General features: G+C 59.7%; 16 protein-coding genes and 1 other RNA gene. 16 read left to right on the top strand and 1 reads right to left on the bottom strand.

The genetic code is table 11. The features are described 5' to 3' along the window. The first annotated feature begins 250 nt into the window (after window positions 1-250). The 6 genes from VLY20_04870 to VLY20_04845 all read left to right on the top strand — a co-directional run bounded on the left by VLY20_04870 (window position 251) and on the right by VLY20_04845 (window position 5,877). The gene (locus VLY20_04870; protein HUK55971.1) at window positions 251-640 is read left to right on the top strand and encodes a DoxX family protein; all 390 of its coding nucleotides are present in this window, start codon (window positions 251-253) and stop codon (window positions 638-640) included. Between the two features lie 95 nt (window positions 641-735). After that, window positions 736-1,554, top strand: a complete 819-nt coding sequence (gene proC, locus VLY20_04865; protein HUK55970.1) for a pyrroline-5-carboxylate reductase — start codon at window positions 736-738, stop codon at window positions 1,552-1,554. A gap of 209 nt (window positions 1,555-1,763) precedes the next feature. Next, window positions 1,764-3,257, top strand: coding sequence for an aldehyde dehydrogenase family protein (locus tag VLY20_04860; GenBank protein HUK55969.1), 1,494 nt, complete (start codon window positions 1,764-1,766; stop codon window positions 3,255-3,257). Window positions 3,258-3,279: 22 nt separating this feature from the next. Beyond that, window positions 3,280-4,494, top strand: a complete 1,215-nt coding sequence (locus VLY20_04855) for a TIGR00300 family protein (GenBank protein HUK55968.1) — start codon at window positions 3,280-3,282, stop codon at window positions 4,492-4,494. An 11-nt stretch (window positions 4,495-4,505) separates the two neighbouring features. Continuing rightward, the gene (locus VLY20_04850; GenBank protein ID HUK55967.1) at window positions 4,506-5,300 is read left to right on the top strand and encodes an arginine deiminase-related protein; all 795 of its coding nucleotides are present in this window, start codon (window positions 4,506-4,508) and stop codon (window positions 5,298-5,300) included. A 13-nt stretch (window positions 5,301-5,313) separates the two neighbouring features. After that, the gene (locus tag VLY20_04845; GenBank protein ID HUK55966.1) at window positions 5,314-5,877 is read left to right on the top strand and encodes an O-acetyl-ADP-ribose deacetylase; all 564 of its coding nucleotides are present in this window, start codon (window positions 5,314-5,316) and stop codon (window positions 5,875-5,877) included. A gap of 17 nt (window positions 5,878-5,894) precedes the next feature. Here the strand turns inward: VLY20_04845 and VLY20_04840 are convergent, their stop codons facing one another. After that, the gene (locus VLY20_04840) at window positions 5,895-6,497 is read right to left on the bottom strand and encodes a LuxR C-terminal-related transcriptional regulator (GenBank protein HUK55965.1); all 603 of its coding nucleotides are present in this window, start codon (window positions 6,495-6,497) and stop codon (window positions 5,895-5,897) included. Window positions 6,498-6,876: 379 nt separating this feature from the next. Between VLY20_04840 and ssrS the strand changes: the two genes are divergently transcribed. The 10 genes from ssrS (at window position 6,877) to VLY20_04790 (ending at window position 17,100) form a co-directional block, all read left to right on the top strand. Continuing rightward, window positions 6,877-7,062: non-coding RNA, 6S RNA (gene ssrS, locus VLY20_04835), on the top strand. A gap of 405 nt (window positions 7,063-7,467) precedes the next feature. Then, window positions 7,468-9,042 carry a ribonuclease Y gene (gene rny, locus VLY20_04830; protein ID HUK55964.1) on the top strand — a complete coding sequence of 525 codons (1,575 nt, stop codon included), beginning with the start codon at window positions 7,468-7,470 and terminating at the stop codon, window positions 9,040-9,042. Window positions 9,043-9,104: 62 nt separating this feature from the next. After that, window positions 9,105-9,887 (top strand): TIGR00282 family metallophosphoesterase, encoded by a 783-nt coding sequence (locus tag VLY20_04825; protein HUK55963.1) that lies wholly within the window; start codon window positions 9,105-9,107, stop codon window positions 9,885-9,887. A gap of 23 nt (window positions 9,888-9,910) precedes the next feature. Beyond that, window positions 9,911-11,275, top strand: a complete 1,365-nt coding sequence (xseA, locus tag VLY20_04820; protein HUK55962.1) for an exodeoxyribonuclease VII large subunit — start codon at window positions 9,911-9,913, stop codon at window positions 11,273-11,275. Then, complete coding sequence (gene xseB, locus VLY20_04815; GenBank protein ID HUK55961.1) at window positions 11,256-11,534, top strand: exodeoxyribonuclease VII small subunit; 279 nt, start codon at window positions 11,256-11,258, stop codon at window positions 11,532-11,534. Before xseA ends, xseB begins: the two co-directional genes overlap by 20 nt. Then, a complete protein-coding gene (locus tag VLY20_04810; protein HUK55960.1) occupies window positions 11,512-12,456 on the top strand; it encodes a farnesyl diphosphate synthase in 945 nt (314 codons plus the stop codon). The genes xseB and VLY20_04810 overlap by 23 nt, the downstream gene beginning before the upstream one ends. Window positions 12,457-12,480: 24 nt before the next feature. Continuing rightward, entirely contained in the window at window positions 12,481-14,430 is a 1,950-nt protein-coding gene (gene dxs / locus VLY20_04805; GenBank protein HUK55959.1) for a 1-deoxy-D-xylulose-5-phosphate synthase, read from the top strand. Further along, complete coding sequence (locus tag VLY20_04800) at window positions 14,430-15,203, top strand: TlyA family RNA methyltransferase (GenBank protein HUK55958.1); 774 nt, start codon at window positions 14,430-14,432, stop codon at window positions 15,201-15,203. The genes dxs and VLY20_04800 overlap by 1 nt, the downstream gene beginning before the upstream one ends. Further along, window positions 15,200-16,171 (top strand): GDP-mannose 4,6-dehydratase, encoded by a 972-nt coding sequence (locus VLY20_04795; GenBank protein HUK55957.1) that lies wholly within the window; start codon window positions 15,200-15,202, stop codon window positions 16,169-16,171. Before VLY20_04800 ends, VLY20_04795 begins: the two co-directional genes overlap by 4 nt. Beyond that, window positions 16,168-17,100 (top strand): NAD-dependent epimerase/dehydratase family protein, encoded by a 933-nt coding sequence (locus VLY20_04790; protein ID HUK55956.1) that lies wholly within the window; start codon window positions 16,168-16,170, stop codon window positions 17,098-17,100. The genes VLY20_04795 and VLY20_04790 overlap by 4 nt, the downstream gene beginning before the upstream one ends. The last annotated feature ends 59 nt before the right edge of the window (window positions 17,101-17,159 follow it).

Genomic DNA, 17,159 nt, shown 5'->3' with positions numbered 1-17,159 from the left:
GCGCACATCATCGGCGCGATCAAGAAGTATGAACTGATTAAAGCTCTTGAGGATTGATTTTCCCCGTCCGTATTTATTCTTTCCTTCAATTAGTCTATAATCCCTTATCAGCATCAGCCCGTTAATTTCTTTGGTCGCAGGAGCGATGAACGCGGACTATCCGACGCGCAACTTGCTGCGCGACGAAAGAGAATAATATATAATCATAGAACGATAGTGCGGCGGCACAATCACACAAGGAGGTGGGGCGATGGCGGGATTCATGGGGTTTTTGAACCGGCAGGCTTATGCATTGATGCGGATCGCGGTCGGGTTTCTCTTTCTGTGGCACGGCGCGCAGAAGCTGTTCGGCATTCCGACTCCGTTGCCGCCCGGCGTGCCCGCGTTCATCATCTACATCGCGGGTCCGATCGAGTTCGTGGGGGGAACGCTCGTGATGGCCGGCCTCTTCACGCGATGGGCGGCCTTTCTTTGCAGCGGCCTGATGGCCTTTGCGTACTGGATCGGGCACGGGACGAAGGCGCTCCTGCCGATCCAAAACGGCGGGGACCTCGCGGTCCTGTTCTGCTTCGTGTTTCTTTTCATCTCCACGCAGGGCGGCGGCCTCTGGAGCTTGGACGCCGCGCGCGGCGGGAAATAGAATTCCGGCGGGACATGTTGAAAAAGGGGGGGATTGGGAGTATTCTTAAAACAAAAGGATGGGACGGCGTCACACTCCGCGCATGAGGGATTGCGATGGCGAAGTTGAGTCGAAGACTGGGGGTGATCGGGGCGGGCCGGATGGGCTCGGCCCTGGTCCGGGGACTGATCAAGGCGAAGTTGCTTTCGCCGGATAAGATCATGGCCGGCGATCCGGATCGAGCCGCGCTGGAACTCCTCAAGAAGGAGACCGGGGTGAAAGTGACGGCCGACAACGCCCAGGTGGCGAAGTCGGCCGAAATTATTTTATTGGCCTTGAAGCCGGACCTCATACGGCCGATCCTCCAGTACATCAAGGGGGTCCTGACGAGGGATCACCTGATCGTCTCGATCGCGGCGGGAGTTCCGATCCGGCAGATCGAGGAGGTGGCCGGCTCGGAGGCACGAATCATCCGGGTGATGCCGAACACGCCGGCCCTCATCGGCCGGGGAGCGGCGGCCTTCAGTTCCGGAAAGCGGGCGACGAAGCAGGACGTCGATGACGTGCGGTCGATGTTGGAAGCGGTGGGGATCGCCGTGGAGTTGCCGGAGAAGCATCTCGACGCCGTAACGGGCCTGTCGGGCAGCGGCCCGGCCTTTGTCTTCATGATGATCGAGGCGATGGCCGACGGCGGCGTGAAGATGGGACTGCCCCGTGCCGTGGCGATGCTGCTGGCGGTCCAGACGGTGGCCGGCGCGGCCGAGATGGTGCTCCAGATGAAGCGGCATCCCGGGGAGCTGAAGGACCAGGTCGCCTCGCCCGGCGGAACAACGATCGCCGGGATCGCGCAGCTCGAGCGCGGCGGCCTGCGGGCGACGCTGATCGAGGCGGTCGAGGCCGCGACGAAGCGGTCGATCGAGTTGGGCAAGGCATGATCTAATAATGGAACAAAGTTCCTTTCAGCAACCATCCGAGTCGCACCATTCAATGACGGGTGCATCTGTTGATTCGCCCATGGCGCCTTGCGGCTATAGCTTGGCGCGTCTCAAGACCCCCGCCGCCAAGGAGGCTCGACGGATGTTTGCTTCCAGGAACCTTGTTCCATTATCATTCTAATGTTATAAAGGAGAGATGAATCGTGTCGATTCTCGGCAAGAATTTCATCAACGGGCGCTGGGTGGATTCTCACTCGGCCGAAACCTTTGAGAGCCGCAATCCCGCAAACCGGGACGAGGTATTGGGAACCATTCCTTCATCCGACGGAGCTGACGTGGATGAAGCGGTGCGCGCGGCCCGGAATGCCTTTCCTTCTTGGCGGGCCATGTCCCGGATCAAGCGCGGCGAGATCTTCGACCGGTTCGTCCAGCTCGTGAAAAAAGACCATGAGGATCTGTCGCGGCTGATGGCCCGGGAATGCGGCAAGGCGATCAATGAATCCCGCGCCGATGTGACGGAGGGGATTCACATGGCCCAGTATGTCTTCGGCGCAACGCGGATGCCGGCCGGGGATGTATTGGCGTCCGAGATCGCCGAGAAGGACGCCTATATGCTCCGACATCCCAAGGGCGTCGTCGCGGCCATCACTCCCTGGAACTTCCCGTTTGCGATCCCGCTCTGGCTGCTCGGCCCCTCGCTGGTCGAGGGGAACACGGCGGTTTTCAAGCCGTCCGAAGACACGCCGCTCGTCGGCCAGAAGATGGTGGAATATCTGGAGCGCGCCGGGATCCCGCCCGGCGTCCTGAATCTGGTTCAGGGCGACGGCGAGCGGGCGGGCCGTCCGCTCGTGTCCCACTCCGACGTCGACGTGGTCGCCTTTACGGGATCGTTTGAGGTGGGCTCCGAGATCCGCAAGGTCTGCGCCGACAGCCCTCATAAGTTCGCGGTCTGCGAAATGGGCGGGAAGAATGCCGTGATCGTTTTCGAAGACGCCGATTTTCCGATCGCGCTCAACGCGGCGGTGCTGTCGGCCTACAAGACGACCGGCCAGCGCTGCGTCTCGTCCGGAAAGCTGATCGTGCACGAGGCGGTCTACGACCGGTTCTGCGGGGAGTTCGTGAAGCTGTCAAAGCGCGTCGCGGTTGGCGATCCGCTGGACGAGAAGACCTTCATGGGGCCCTTGATCAACGAGGCCGGCCGGAAGAAGATGGAATTCTACAACGACCTCGCGCGGAAAGAGGGCGGCAGGGTCCTGCTCGAAGGCGGGGCGCTCAAGGGGAAGGAATGCGACCGGGGTCATTTCGTCTCGCCCTTCGTCTATCAGATGGACTATTCCCCGAAGTCCCGCGTGCTCCGGGAAGAGGTGTTCGCCCCGAACGTGGCGATCGTCCCGTTTCGAACGACGGACGAGGCGATCCGGATTTACAACGACACCGATTACGGACTGTCACTCGCCGTGATCACGGAGGATTACCGGAAGGCCCGGCGGATTCGGGAGGAGTGCGAATACGGCCTCGGCTACGTGAACCTGCCGTCGATCGGGGCCGAGGTGCATCTTCCCTTCGGCGGCGTGAAGAAGAGCGGGACCGGGATGCCGTCGGCTTCGGCCCTGATCGACGCCGTGACGCACAAGACGGCCTGGACCGTGAACCATGCCAAAGAAATCAAGATGGCGCAGGGGCTGAAAGCCGAAATTGAGTAAGCGTGTCGGAGATAAAACCTCCATGGTTTCTGAAACCGTCGAGCTCGAAGGTCACATCATCGACTCCCTGACCCTGCCGAAGGTCTTGGATGAAGTGATGAACTACGGCGGGACGTTCGAGATCCTCGAGGTCGCGATCGGCCATCGGCGCGAGGATCCCAGCCGGGCCCGCATTCAGATCTCCGCGCCATCCCAGGAGGGTCTTGACACGATCTTGAGCCGGATCCGGCAGCTCGGCGCGGTCCCGATGCTGGAGGAAGAGGCGGTGCTCGTTCCGGCCGACCGGGACGGCGCCTTTCCCGAAAATTTCTACTGCACCACAAACCTCCAGACCTTCGTCCGATCCCGCGGCCAATGGCTGGAGGTGGCCCGGCCCGAGATGGACTGCGGGATTTCGGTCGATCCGGACCGACGCGAGGCGGCCACCATTCCGATGCATCGCGTCAAAAAGGGAGACCGGATCGTGGTCGGCCATCCGGGGATCAAGGTGATCCCGCTGGAGCGCTCGGCGGACCGAAACGTGTTCGAGTTCATGGCCAGCAGCGTCTCGTCCGAGAAGCCCAAGGGCGTGGTGATCAAGGAAATCGCGGCCCAGATCCGTGCGGCGAAGAAGAGCGGGAACAAGGTGATGGTTGTCGCCGGTCCGGCCGTCGTACATACAGGCGCCGGCATGCATCTGGAGCGGCTGATCGAGAACGGCTGGGTCGATATCCTGTTTGCCGGCAACGCCCTGGCGGTTCATGACATCGAACAGGCGCTCTACGGAACGTCGCTGGGCGTCTATTTGGAAAAGGGCATCCCGGCCAAGGAAGGCCATGAGCACCATCTGCGCGCGATCAATACAATTCGTCGCGCCGGAAGCATCCGGGCGGCCGTCGAGCGCGGCATCCTGAAGTCCGGCATCATGGCCGCGAGCGTGCGGAAGAGGATCGAGGTCGTCCTGGCCGGATCGATCCGGGACGACGGGCCTCTGCCGGAGGTGATGACCGACATGGTGGCGGCGCAGGACGCGTTGCGGAAGCTTCTGCCCGGGGTCTCGGTCTGCGTGATGATCGCCACGATGCTGCACTCGATCGCGGCCGGAAACCTCCTCCCGGCCTCGGTAAAGCTGGTTTGCGTGGACATCAACCCGGCCGTGGTGACGAAGCTCACGGACCGGGGAAGCTTCCAGGCGCTCGGGCTTGTGACGGACGTCGAACCCTTCCTGCGGGAACTGTGCAGGAATCTCACGGAGTAAATGTACGGACCATGCCGTCGTTTTTAATGTGTCCGCCGGACTTCTACCAGATTGAATACGAGATCAATCCGTGGATGAACCGGCGCCGTCCGGCGGAAACGGCCGCGGCCATGCGGCAGTGGCAGGCGCTTTACGACCTCCTGACGGAGAAACTGGGCGCGACCGTCGAGCTTCTGAGCCCGGTGAGGGGACTTCCGGATATGGTCTTCACGGCCAATGCGGGGCTGGTGGCGGGCGACAAATTCATTCGAAGCAATTTCCGTTTTCCCCAACGCCGACGCGAGACGCCGGTGTTCGAAACCTGGTTTCGGAACCGGGCCTATCGGATTTTCCCGATTCCCGAAGACGCCTGTTTTGAAGGGGAGGGGGATGCGCTGCCGTTGGGAAAAACCCTGTTCGCGGGTTACCGGATGCGCTCCGATATCCAGTCTCACCGCAAGATCGGAGAGATCCTGGGATGCGAGGTGTTGTCGCTGGAACTTGTGGACCCTCGATTTTATCACCTGGACACCTGCTTCTGTCCCTTAAGCGACCGGGCCGCCCTGTATTTTCCTCCGGCCTTTGACGACTACGGCCGAAAGGTCATCGCGGAATCCGTACCGGAAGCGGTGCCGGTTGTCCAGGAAGACGCGCTTCGGTTCGCCTGCAACGCGATCGTTGTGGGGAGCGACGTGGTGCTGCACGCCGGTTGCGAGTCGACAAACCGCGAGTTGAGACGTCGTGGTTTGAAGGTCCACGCACTGGACCTGTCCGAGTTCCACCGGGCGGGCGGAAGCGCCAAGTGTTTGGTCCTCCGGCTTTCGTAAAAAGGGTGCCGGGATGAAGAAGACGATACATAAATCGACTCTGGAACTGGTGGAGGGGGATATTACCTTGCAGGACACCGAGGCGATCGTCAACGCGGCCAACACAATGCTGCTCGGCGGCGGCGGCGTGGACGCCGCCATCCATCGCGCGGGCGGTCCGCAGATTCTGGAGGAGTGCAAATGGATCGGCGGCTGCCCGACCGGAGAGGCCCGCATCACGACCGGGGGCCGGCTTAAGGCCCGTTACGTGATCCACACGGTCGGACCGGTTTACCGGGACGGCCGCCACGGGGAAGCGGAACTTCTCGCCTCCGCCTACCGTTCCAGCCTGCGCCTCGCCGCACAGCACAAGATCAAGTCCGTCGCGTTTCCGTCGATCAGCACGGGCGTCTACGGTTATCCGATCGAGGCTGCGGCGCAGATCGCCCTGACCGCCGTGCGACAGTGCTTGGAGGGCCCTTCGGGAGTCCAGTTGGTTCGCTTTGTCCTTTTCGGCACGATGGCGTATGAGGTCTATGAGCGCGTGTTGAAATCGATGAGAGGAAAAGACGCGTTGAAGGCGGGCGGACGTGCGTAAAAATGATGCCGTCCAATCTATCGTCGCTGTCCTGCGGATTGAGGGGTCGCTTGATCCCGGTTCATGACCCACGTCCCGCTTTTGTCCAACACCCGCAGCAGCTGCACGGCGTTGTGAACCTTCAGCTTGGCGTAAATATTGGCCCTGTGGGTTTCAACCGTTTTTACGCTGATCGAAAGACGCTGGGCAATCTCCCGGTTGTTCGAGCCCTGTGCAAGCAGACGGGTGATTTCGTGCTCCCGCTTTGTAAGGCGATCCTGTGAAGGGTCTGTGCCGGAATTTTCCGGTCCTCCGGTCGGTTTAAATATTTCCGGGTCGGCGGTCATTTCAATGAAGCGGGGATTCTTGAGTCGGGTTAGGGGAGATGACAGATGAAGTCCGTATACCGTGATCGCTCCCCATTCCCGCTTCCACAGCACCCGGCCGTGAAGATATTCGATCACGACCGGCTCCGGTGGATGGCTCATGCCGAGTTCAAGAACCACCTCCGAATCCAACGATAAGGAGGTGCTTGAATAGAAGCAGAGTCCTTGACGGCTGATGTTGGCCGTGTAGATGACCCCGCTCTCGGACGACCGGAGCGCCACGGCCTTTCCTCGGCCGGCAAAAGGAATGCGCACAACAGCCCTTTTTTCCATCATCCCTCAAAAACCGATAAAAAAGGTTCCTTCCTCCATTTTCCATAGAGACGGCGTCTTTATCGCCATCGGACGTCCGTTCGGCACACCGGCATCCCTTCAAACCGAATCCTGTCCCATATGAGGGGAAAGAACCGACCCCATGGCGTCGCGACCCTTCTTTACGGCCGGATGTGTTTTTAACGGCAAGGGTCGTAACTCTTTTAAAGATTAACGAACTTTTACAGTTTGTCAAGCCCGATCCATCGGTTCGCACCCCGGTTCCGGAGGAGGGATCATAGGATTTTTTACTTGAATTCTTCATTAGGGTTTGTTATATTGACTACCGCAACGTATGAAAGTTTTGCAAGGGCTGAACAAGTCGCCCCTGCGTTGTTGGTGAGGGGTGAGAAATTTTGACCCAACGCTTTGTCTTGGGGAGCCATGCCCTGGGAATGGTGTGCAAGCCCCACGGTAACGAGGGGAAGCCTAAAGTTCTCATCACGGCGCCCACCTGGTCAACCGGGTTCAAGACATTCCACTCAGCCACGGCAACCGCGGGGGCCTTATTAAAACGGGAGAAAACGGGTTTCGGGAAATGATTTTGACGATTCTGAAGAGAGACAGCGAAGGCAGGGAAAGTCTCGAATTGATCGACAGAGATTTTATCCGGTTACGACCTCGATGCCATCGAGGTAATCCGGAGAATTTTGACGCTTGAAAAGGCAGGAGGAATGAAGACGGTTTCGGATTCGACCGGGCGGCCGGAGCATAACGGCCATGATCCAGCGCGAGCCCTATCCTTGGCGACGGTCGGAACACGTATCGGCAACCGATACCGCGAACCATAGCCTTTTCTCCGGCGTTTATCCCGTCCCTTGTGTCCCCTCAGACGTCCTCATCGGCCCGTCCGGGTTTATCCCTCGCACAACAAACTGCATCGAACGAGTCTCTTCAACAGGACGAGGAGGGGGTGACGATTATTATTACCTGGATCATAGCAGTCATCGCAGCGATCGGAACAGGTTCGGCCGGCGTGGCGATCGGGTTTTACCTTCGTCGAGAGGGAATTTCCAGAAAGCTGCAGGAAGCCGAAGAAGCGGCCGCTCGCGTCCTCCGCAACGCGGAACAAGAGGCGGAGAACAAGCGGAGGGAAGCCCAGATCGAGAGCAAGAGCCGGATTTTACAGGAGCGAACCGATTTTGAAAAAGAAATACGGGAGCGCCGGTCCGAGTTGACCGCGTTGGAGCGTCGTTTGGGCCAACGGGAAGAGCAGCTGGATAAACGGGCCGGCCAGTTGGACCGCCGTGAAAGCGACCTGAACCGGAACGACCGGGACCAGGTGGCGCGTGAAAAAGTGATTCGCGAAAAAGAAAAGACGTTGGAGAACGGCCTGCGCGAGCAACGGCAACAATTGGAGCGCTTATCGGGCATCACGGCGGAGGAGGCCAAGAAACAGCTCATGCACGCGATGGAGGAAGAAGCCCGATACGATGCGGCCAAGATGATGAAGCGGATCATCGAAGAAACCCGCGAGAAGGCCGAACGGGAGTCGAAGGAAGTCATGGTGACGGCCATGCAGCGGCTGTCCCGGGACTACATTGCGGAGGCGACCATCTCGGTCGTGAATCTGCCCAACGAAGGCATGAAGGGGCGGATCATCGGGAGGGAGGGCCGGAACATCCGGGCCTTGGAGAGCGCCACGGGCATTGACCTGATCATCGACGATACGCCGGACGCCGTCATCGTTTCCGGCTTCGATCCGTACCGTCGGGAAATTGCCAAAATCGCCCTGGAGCGCCTCATGGCGGACGGAAGGATTCATCCGGCCCGCATCGAGGAAATGGTGGAAAAGGTCAAAAAGGAACTGGACAAACTGATGCGGGAAGAGGCCGAAAAGATCATTTTCGATCTCGGTCTTCAGGATATCCATCCCGAAGTCGTGAAGACCCTCGGTCGTCTGAAATACCGGACCAGTTACGGACAGAATAACCTGGCGCATGCGCGGGAGGCGGCCTTCATCGCCGGCATCATGGCCTCGGAACTCGGCATGGACGTGAAATTAATCAAACGGGCGGCGCTTCTTCATGATATCGGGAAGGCGATCAGCCATGAAGAGGAAGGATCCCACGCGGCCTTGGGGGCGGATCTGGTCAAACGCTACGGGGAATCCCCCAAGGTGGTGAACGCCGTCGCCGCGCACCACGGAGAGGTCGAGGCGACGTGCATCGAATCGGTCCTCGTAATGGGCGCCGAGAGCCTTTCGGCGGCGCGGCCGGGTGCGCGGAGGGAATCCGTTGAATCCTACGTGAAGCGGTTGGAAAAGCTGGAACAGCTGGCCACGTCGTTTAAAGGCGTCGAGAAGGCCTACGCGATTCAGGCGGGACGCGAGATTCGGATCATCGTCAAACAGGACGAGGTGTCGGATGCCGAGTCGGCCATGATCTCGAGAGAGATCGCCAAGAAAGTGGAACAGGATTTGACCTATCCCGGCCAGATTAAAGTGACCGTGATCCGTGAGAATCGGTATATCGAGTACGCGAGATAACAGAACGGGCATCGCAGGGGCGATTCAGAAATCGCCCCTGCCCTTTTTAAGGGAAACGTATCGTGAAAATTTTATTGATCGGGGACATCATCGGAGAGCCGGGACGCAACATTCTGGCCCGCCGCTTGAGCCATCTCATCGAAACCTACGAGATCGATTTCGTCATCGCCAACGGCGAGAATTCCGCGGGCGGATTCGGGATCACCCCCAAGATTGCCGAAGAATTGTACCTTCTGGGAGTCGATGTCATCACCACCGGAAATCACGTCTGGGACAAGAAGGAGATCGTGGACTATATCGCGCAACAGCCGCGTCTTCTCCGTCCGGCCAATTATCCCGACTCGACACCCGGTGTCGGTTCGGCCGTGATCAGCCTCAGCCGAACGGAAAAGGTCGCGGTGCTCCAGTTGATGGGTCGGGTCTTCATGCCGACTCTGGACTGCCCGTTTCAAGTCGGTAAACGCGAGATCGCCCGCCTGCGGGCCGAGACGCCGATCATCATCGTGGACATGCATGCGGAGGCCACCTCGGAGAAGAGGGCGATGGGGTGGTATCTGGACGGCGAGGTCAGCGCGGTCGTGGGGACTCACACCCATGTTCAAACGGCGGATGAAGAGATCCTGCCCAAAGGCACCGCCTATCTGACCGATGCCGGGATGACGGGGCCGATGCATTCGGTCATCGGAATGAATAAAGACCAGGTGATCCACAAGTTTCTGCGCCAGATGCCGCAGCGCTTTGAAATGGGCGGGGGTCCCTGCGTGATCTCCGCGGCGCTCATGACGATCGACGCCAACGGCCGGGCGCAGTCCATTGTCCGTCTTCAAGTGAAGGATTCGGAATAGAGCGCACCGTCCTTTGGACCATGATGTTGAACGCTCCCCATGATCCGATTCTTTCGGTTTCGGCGCTGACGCGGTTGATCAAGCAGCAACTGGAGAGTCGTTTTATCGCCGTCTGGGTCGAGGGGGAAGCCTCCAACCTGAAAATGCCGAGTTCCGGTCACCTTTATTTCACGCTCAAGGATGAAAGCGCGCAGCTGAGGGCGGTGCTCTTCCGCTCTTCGGGCCGTTCCGTGAAATTTGTTCCGAAAGACGGACAACAGGTCTTATGCCGCGGGCGCGTGTCGGTGTATGAACCGCGCGGCGAGTATCAAATCGTCATCGACTACATCGAGCCACGGGGCGTCGGAGCCCTTCAGGCGGCGTTTGAGCAGCTCAAAGAGCGCCTTCAAAAAGAAGGGCTCTTCGATCCTTTGCGGAAAAAGCCGCTGCCGGCTCTCCCCCGCCGCATCGGCATTGTGACATCGCCGACGGGGGCGGCGATCCGGGACATGCTGAAGGTTATGAGCGGCCGCGGAGCGAATCTGGAGATCGTGATCAATCCGGTGCCCGTTCAGGGGGAAGGCGCGGCGGCGGCCATCGCATCGGCCATCGACGAATTGAACGACCTGGGCGGCTTCGATCTGCTGATCATCGGGCGGGGCGGCGGGTCGTTGGAAGACCTCTGGGCTTTCAATGAAGAGGTTGTCGCCCGCGCGATTTCCCGGTCCCGGGTTCCGGTCGTTTCGGCCGTCGGCCACGAGGTGGATTATACCATATCGGATTTCGTCGCGGACCTCCGGGCCCCCACGCCGACCGCGGCGGCCGAAATGGTCGTCCGAGCCCGGCGAGCCCGGCGGGACCAGGTCGAATTTCAGCGGGTCCGCCTGGACCGGGGAATGCAGCACGGTCTGGAAATGACCCGCAGCCGGCTGCGGGCCGTGCAACGATCGTTCCGCGATCCCCGCCGTCTCGTCGAGGCCCACCTCCTGCGCCTGGACGAGTTGGAGGTGCGCATCCGTCGGGGACTGTTCAATACGATGCGCCATCAAGCCCAGCGGCTGCGGCATGTCCGCGAGAGTCTGGGCCACCGCAGTCCGGTGGAACGACTTCACCGACTCGCAACGCAGACTCAGGAACTCGTGAAGCGGTTCGAGCTTCAGACGGGTTTTTATCTCCGCCAAAAACGCAATCGCCTGGATTCCCTGCTGACGGCGCTGGACGGCTTGGGCCCGCTCGCCATCTTGAGCCGCGGCTACAGCGTCACGCGAACGCTTCCGGAAATGCGCCTCTTGAAGGAGGCTCAGGGAGTGAACCCCGGCACGCGCGTCCATGTCCGCTTGCATCGGGGCGCCCTGATCTGCCGCGTTGAAGAAACCGAGGGATCGTCGGATGGCCCAATTCAAATTTGAGGACGCCCTGGCTCGGCTCGAGACCATTGTGGGCCAGCTTGAAAAAGGCGACCTCCCTTTGGAAGAGTCGTTGAAAATCTTCGAAGAGGGGGTTCGGCTTTCCAAAAATTGTTTAAAGACGCTCGAGGAAGCCGAGCGAAAAGTAGAGATCCTTTTGAAGGACAAGGACGGCCGAAAACGCCCCAAGCCTTTTGCGATGGGAACGGAAGCCCGGGAAGACCTTCACGAAGACGTCCGTGACACTGAAGACCAGGACTGACCAGGAACTGAAACCGTATCTTGCCGACCGAAGGGCCCGGATCGATCGGACCCTCGAGGCTTGCCTGCCGACGGTGACAACCGTTCCGGAGCGGCTCCACGAGGCGATGCGCTACAGTCTTTTTGCCGGCGGGAAACGGATTCGGCCGATTCTCGCGATCGCGGCCTTCGAGGCGGTAACGGCAGCCCATCGGTCCTCCCCTACGATGGACGACACGCTCCTTGTCGCGTCCGCGATCGAGCTAGTCCATACGTATTCGCTGGTGCACGATGATCTTCCCGCGATGGACAACGACGACTACCGTCGCGGCCGGCTCACCAGCCACAAGAAATTCGGCGAGGCCGCCGCCATTCTGACGGGCGACGCCCTTCTGACGGCGGCCTTCACCCTGCTCTCGGATCGGCACTTGAATCGGACGATTCCACCGGATATACTGCTGGCGGTCGTCCAGGAACTGGGGCTGGCCGCCGGGAGTCTGGGAATGGTCGGGGGACAATTCGTGGACATCGAGTCCGAAGGAATAAACGGATCGCAAACCGTGTCCGAAGAGACCCTTCGCTATGTCCATTCCCACAAGACCGGCGCGCTGATCCGTGCCTCCGTCCGCATCGGGGCCATTCTGGGAAAGGCCGGGCCGGAGGCGTTGTCTTCCCTGACGGTCTTCGGGGAGAGGGTGGGGCTGGCGTTCCAAGTGGCGGACGACATTCTGGATGTGGAAGGAACGCAGGAGGAAACCGGAAAACGGGTTCGAAAGGACGACGCCCGCCGCAAATTGACCTATCCGATGATTGTGGGTCTGGAAAAATCCAAGCGGCTCGCGGACCGGCTGATCCGGGACGCGCAGGAAAGTTTGTACGCCTTCGGCCCGGAAGCGGCTCCCCTCCGGGCGATCGCGCGCTACATCGTCGAAAGAAAGTCGTAAGATCAATCCATAGAAGGAGAACGAATGCGCTTATTGGACAAGATCGACGGCCCGGAGGATCTGAAAAAACTTCCGAGGACGGAACTGCCGCGGCTGGCGGAGGAGATCCGGGAAGAGATCATCCGGGTCACCTCCATGAACGGGGGGCATCTGGCGACCAACCTGGGCATTGTCGAGTTGACCCTGGCGCTGCACGCGGTCTTCGACGCGCCGCGGGACAAGATCGTCTGGGATACCGGCAACCAGGTTTATGCGCACAAACTGATCACCGGGCGACGGGAGCAGTTTCAAACGATCCGTCAATTCGGAGGGCTCAGCGGGTTCACCCGGCGCGAGGAAAGCCCGTATGACACTTTTAATGCCGGTCATGCCGGGACCTCGATCTCGGCCGCGTTGGGCATGGTGGAGGCGCGGGACCATCTCGGGGAGCGCCACAAGGTCATCGCCGTGATCGGGGACGGGGCGATGACGGCCGGCATGGTCTATGAAGGACTCAATCAGGCCGGGGCGTCCAAAAAGGATTTCGTCGTCATCCTAAACGATAACGAAATGTCGATCTCAAAGAATGTGGGAGCGATCTCGGCCTACCTTTCACGGATCATCACCGGACAGTTCTATACCAAGGTCAAGGAAGAGGCCAAACACATTTTAAAAACAATCCCCCGGATCGGCCAGCCGATGATCAAGGCCGTACACAAAGTGGAAGAGTCGGCGAAAGGATTTATCGGGCCGGGTCTTCTGTTTGAGGAACTCGGTTTTCAGTATATCGGTCCGATTGACGGAAACCGCTTCGAGCATCTCTTCCCGACCTTGGAGAACATCAAGCGACTGAAGGGACCGATCCTGGTCCATGTCATTACCAAGAAAGGCAAGGGCTACGAGCCGGCCGAACGCAACCCGGTCGCGCTGCATGCCGCCTCGCCTTTTCAGGTCGAGACGGGGCAGGCCCGCAAGACGCCCCGGTTTCCGACGTACACGCAGGTATTTGCCTCGACCCTGACCCGGCTGGCCAAACGCGATCGGCAGATCATGGCGATCACGGCCGCGATGCCGGAGGGCACCGGGCTTGCCCAATTTGCCAAGGAGTTTCCCGACCGTTGCTACGACGTCGGGATTGCCGAGCCCCACGCCGTGACCTTTGCGGCCGGGCTGGCGGCCGCCGGACTCCGTCCGGTGGTCGCGATCTATTCCACGTTCATGCAGCGGGCGTACGATCAGATCATCCATGATGTCTGCATTCAGAACCTCCCGGTCGTACTTTGTCTGGACCGCGCGGGCTTGGTCGGAGAAGACGGCCACACGCACCATGGCATCTTCGATATCGGATTTCTGAGAATCCTTCCAAACCTGGTTGTCATGTCTCCGAAGGATGAAAACGAGCTGCAGCACATGGTCTACACCGCGTCAAAGCACGACGGACCGGCGGCGATCCGGTATCCGCGCGGAGAAGGGATCGGCGTTGAAATGGATGCGCGACTTATGCGGCTTCCGGTCGGCCGGGCCGAGCTTTTAAAAAACGGGAGCGACATAGCGATTCTGGCTCTGGGCCATGGGGTCTACCCATCGCTTGCAGCGGCCGCCGAGCTTGAAAAAGAGGGAATATCCGCGGCCGTGGTCAATGCCCGCTTCGTCAAGCCGATCGACCGCAACCTCATCGTGCAGCTTGCTCGGAGAACGCGGCGTCTGGTCACGGTGGAAGAACATGTCTTGCAGGGCGGATTCGGCTCGGCCGTCTTGGAAGTCCTGGAAGAGGAGGGCCTTGCCGGTGCGGAGCTGAAACGAATCGGTCTGCCGGACCGATTTATCGAACACGGCGCCGTTCGATCCCTGCGCGAGCGCTTCGGTTTCACGACCGAATCCCTACTGAGGGACGTCCGGTCCTTTGTCCAGGCGGGCCTTTCCGCCGCTGTATTTCCCAACAAACAGGGACCCGCGGGCCTTCCAAAAGTCGAAGTCCCGCGGCGGGTGGTCTAATGGTGATTTCACCGTCCGTTAAAAAACAGGTCAAAAAACGCCTGGACCGTGCCCTGGTCGATCGCGGTTTGGCCGACAGCCGGGAGAAGGCACAGGCGCTGATCCTGGCCGGCGCGGTTGAAGTCGACGGAGCCAAAGCGACGAAGGCCGGACTGCCGGTGAAGGATGGCGCCGTTGTTCGGATTCACGAGGACCCGGCCGGCACGGCCCTCCGGTACGTCGGTCGAGGGGGCTTGAAGCTGGAGGCCGCCATCGACCGGTTCGGCATCACGATCCGGGATCAAGTGGCGGTCGATATCGGTGCCTCGACCGGCGGATTCACGGACTGTCTGCTTCAACGCGGCGCGGCGCGTGTCTACGCCGTCGATGTGGGGTACGGCCAGTTGGCCTGGTCTTTGCGCCGGGACGGCCGGGTCCACGTGATCGATCGAACCAATATTCGCTTCCTTGAGCCGGGACGGATTCCGGAACCGGTCGATTTGGCCACGATCGATGTTTCGTTCATTTCTCTGACCAAGGTTCTGCCGAAAGCGGCCGAGCTCGTGCGGCCGAACGGCATGATCGTTGCGTTGGTCAAACCCCAGTTCGAGGTGGGCAAAGGGGAAGTGGGCAAGGGAGGCGTCGTCCGGGATCCGGCGAAGCGCGAGAGCGCCTTGAACGGAATCGTCCGCTTCGCCCGGTCGACGGGATTGATTGTAAAGGGTGTGATGCCATCGCCGATCACGGGACAAAAAGGCAACGTCGAATATCTCATTCTTCTCGAGAAACCATGAAGACCGTCCTCGTCACCGGAGGCGCGGGGTTTATCGGGTCCCACGTGGTTGAGCGTCTCCTGGCGGAGGGAGACCGGGTCGTTTGCCTGGACAATTTTGATTCGTTCTACGATCCCGCCGTCAAGCGGGCCAACATCAGAACGGCCTTGAACCGGCCAAACGTTCGACTGGTCGAGGGGGACATCCGGGACGAACCGACGCTGGCCCGATTGTTCCGGGAAGAACCGATCGAGGTTGTCTTTCACGCGGCGGCCCGTGCGGGCGTCCGTCCGTCGATTCAAGATCCGGTTTTGTACCATGACGTGAATCTGAACGGAACCACCCGGCTTCTTGAAGCGGCGCGGTCGGCCCGGGTTAAAAACTTTGTGTTTGCATCTTCCTCCTCGGTGTACGGCGTCGCCAACCGCGTTCCCTTTTCGGAAGAGGACCCGGCCGACTTTCCCATCTCGCCCTACGCCGCCACCAAGCGCGCCGGAGAATTGCTGTGTTACACCTATCATCATCTGTACGGTGTCCCGATGACCTGCCTGCGCTTTTTCACCGTTTATGGTCCTCGCCAGCGGCCCGAGATGGCCATCGCCAAATTCACGCGGTTGATCGATGAGGGCCGTCCCGTTCCTGTTTTCGGAGACGGATCATCGCGCCGCGACTACACGTATATTTCGGATGTCGTCGAGGGAGTCGTCGAGGCTCTGGGACATCCGCAACCGTACGCGATCCTGAACATCGGAGGATCCCAAACCACTGAACTGCGGGACTTGGTGGCCAAGATCGAGAAGGCCTTGAACAAGAAGGCTCAAATCGAAGTCCTGCCGCCCCAGGCCGGCGATGTCCCGCTGACCTTTGCGGACGTCGGCAAGGCCAAACGGCTTCTCGGATACGAGCCCCGGACGTCGATCGATGAGGGTCTCAAAAAATTTGTGGAGTGGTATCAAGAAAAAAAAAATCTCACTAAGGAGAATCCATGAAGGTGTTGGTGACCGGAGGGGCGGGATTTATCGGCTCTCATATTGTGGACCGGCTGATCCAGGAAGGCCATGACGTGGTGGTGGTGGATAATCTTTCCACGGGGAAAAAGAAAAACGTCAACCGGACCGCGCGTTTTTATAAAATGGACATTCTGAGCTCGAAGATCGAAAAGATTTTCAAGAAGGAAAAACCGGATTTGATCAGTCACCACGCGGCCCAGATGGATGTCCGCCGATCCGTGGCGGATCCGATCTATGACGCGCAGGTCAACGTTTTGGGGTTTCTCAATGTCTTGGAGAATGCGGTTCGCTGCGGGGCCAAGAAGGTGATTTTCGCCTCTTCCGGCGGCGCGGTGTACGGCGAACAGCAGGTGTTTCCGGCTCCCGAAACCCACCCGGTGCATCCCGTTTCACCGTATGGAATCAGCAAATTGGCCGGTGAACATTACCTGTATTACTACCAGCGGGCTACCGGTTTGAACTACGTGGCCTTGCGTTATGCCAATGTCTACGGTCCGCGTCAAGATCCCTTCGGAGAGGCCGGTGTCGTGGCGATCTTCAGTCAGAAAACCTTGGTGAATGACCAGCCGATCATCAACGGCAACGGCAAGCAGACGCGGGACTATGTCTTTGTGGAAGACGTGGTCGAGGCGCACATGGCCGTGATCGAGAACAGCATTCAGGGGATATTCAACGTCGGAACCGGGAAGGAGGTCTCGGTCAACCAACTTTTCCGCGCTCTGGTCGAAATCACCGGTACAAAGGTTAAAGAAGTCTACGGCCCGGAGAAGCGGGGAGAGCAAATCCGGAGCGTGCTGGACTACACAAAGCTCAAGAAGGCGGCCGATTGGGAGCCCAAGGTCGAACTCCATGACGGACTTAAGTTGACGGTGGATTACTTCCGGACGGCCCTGCAATTGACAACATGAACCCGTATGGTATGCTAGTTGAGTGCCAGAACCTTTTTGTTTCGCTTGACTTTTCTTTA

It is taken from the genome of Nitrospiria bacterium, from assembly GCA_035517655.1.
Classification (GTDB): Bacteria; Nitrospirota; Nitrospiria; order JACQBZ01; family JACQBZ01; genus JACQBZ01.
The sequence above is the reverse complement of the archived record's forward strand: the minus strand, read 5'-3'. Positions and strand labels throughout refer to the sequence as shown.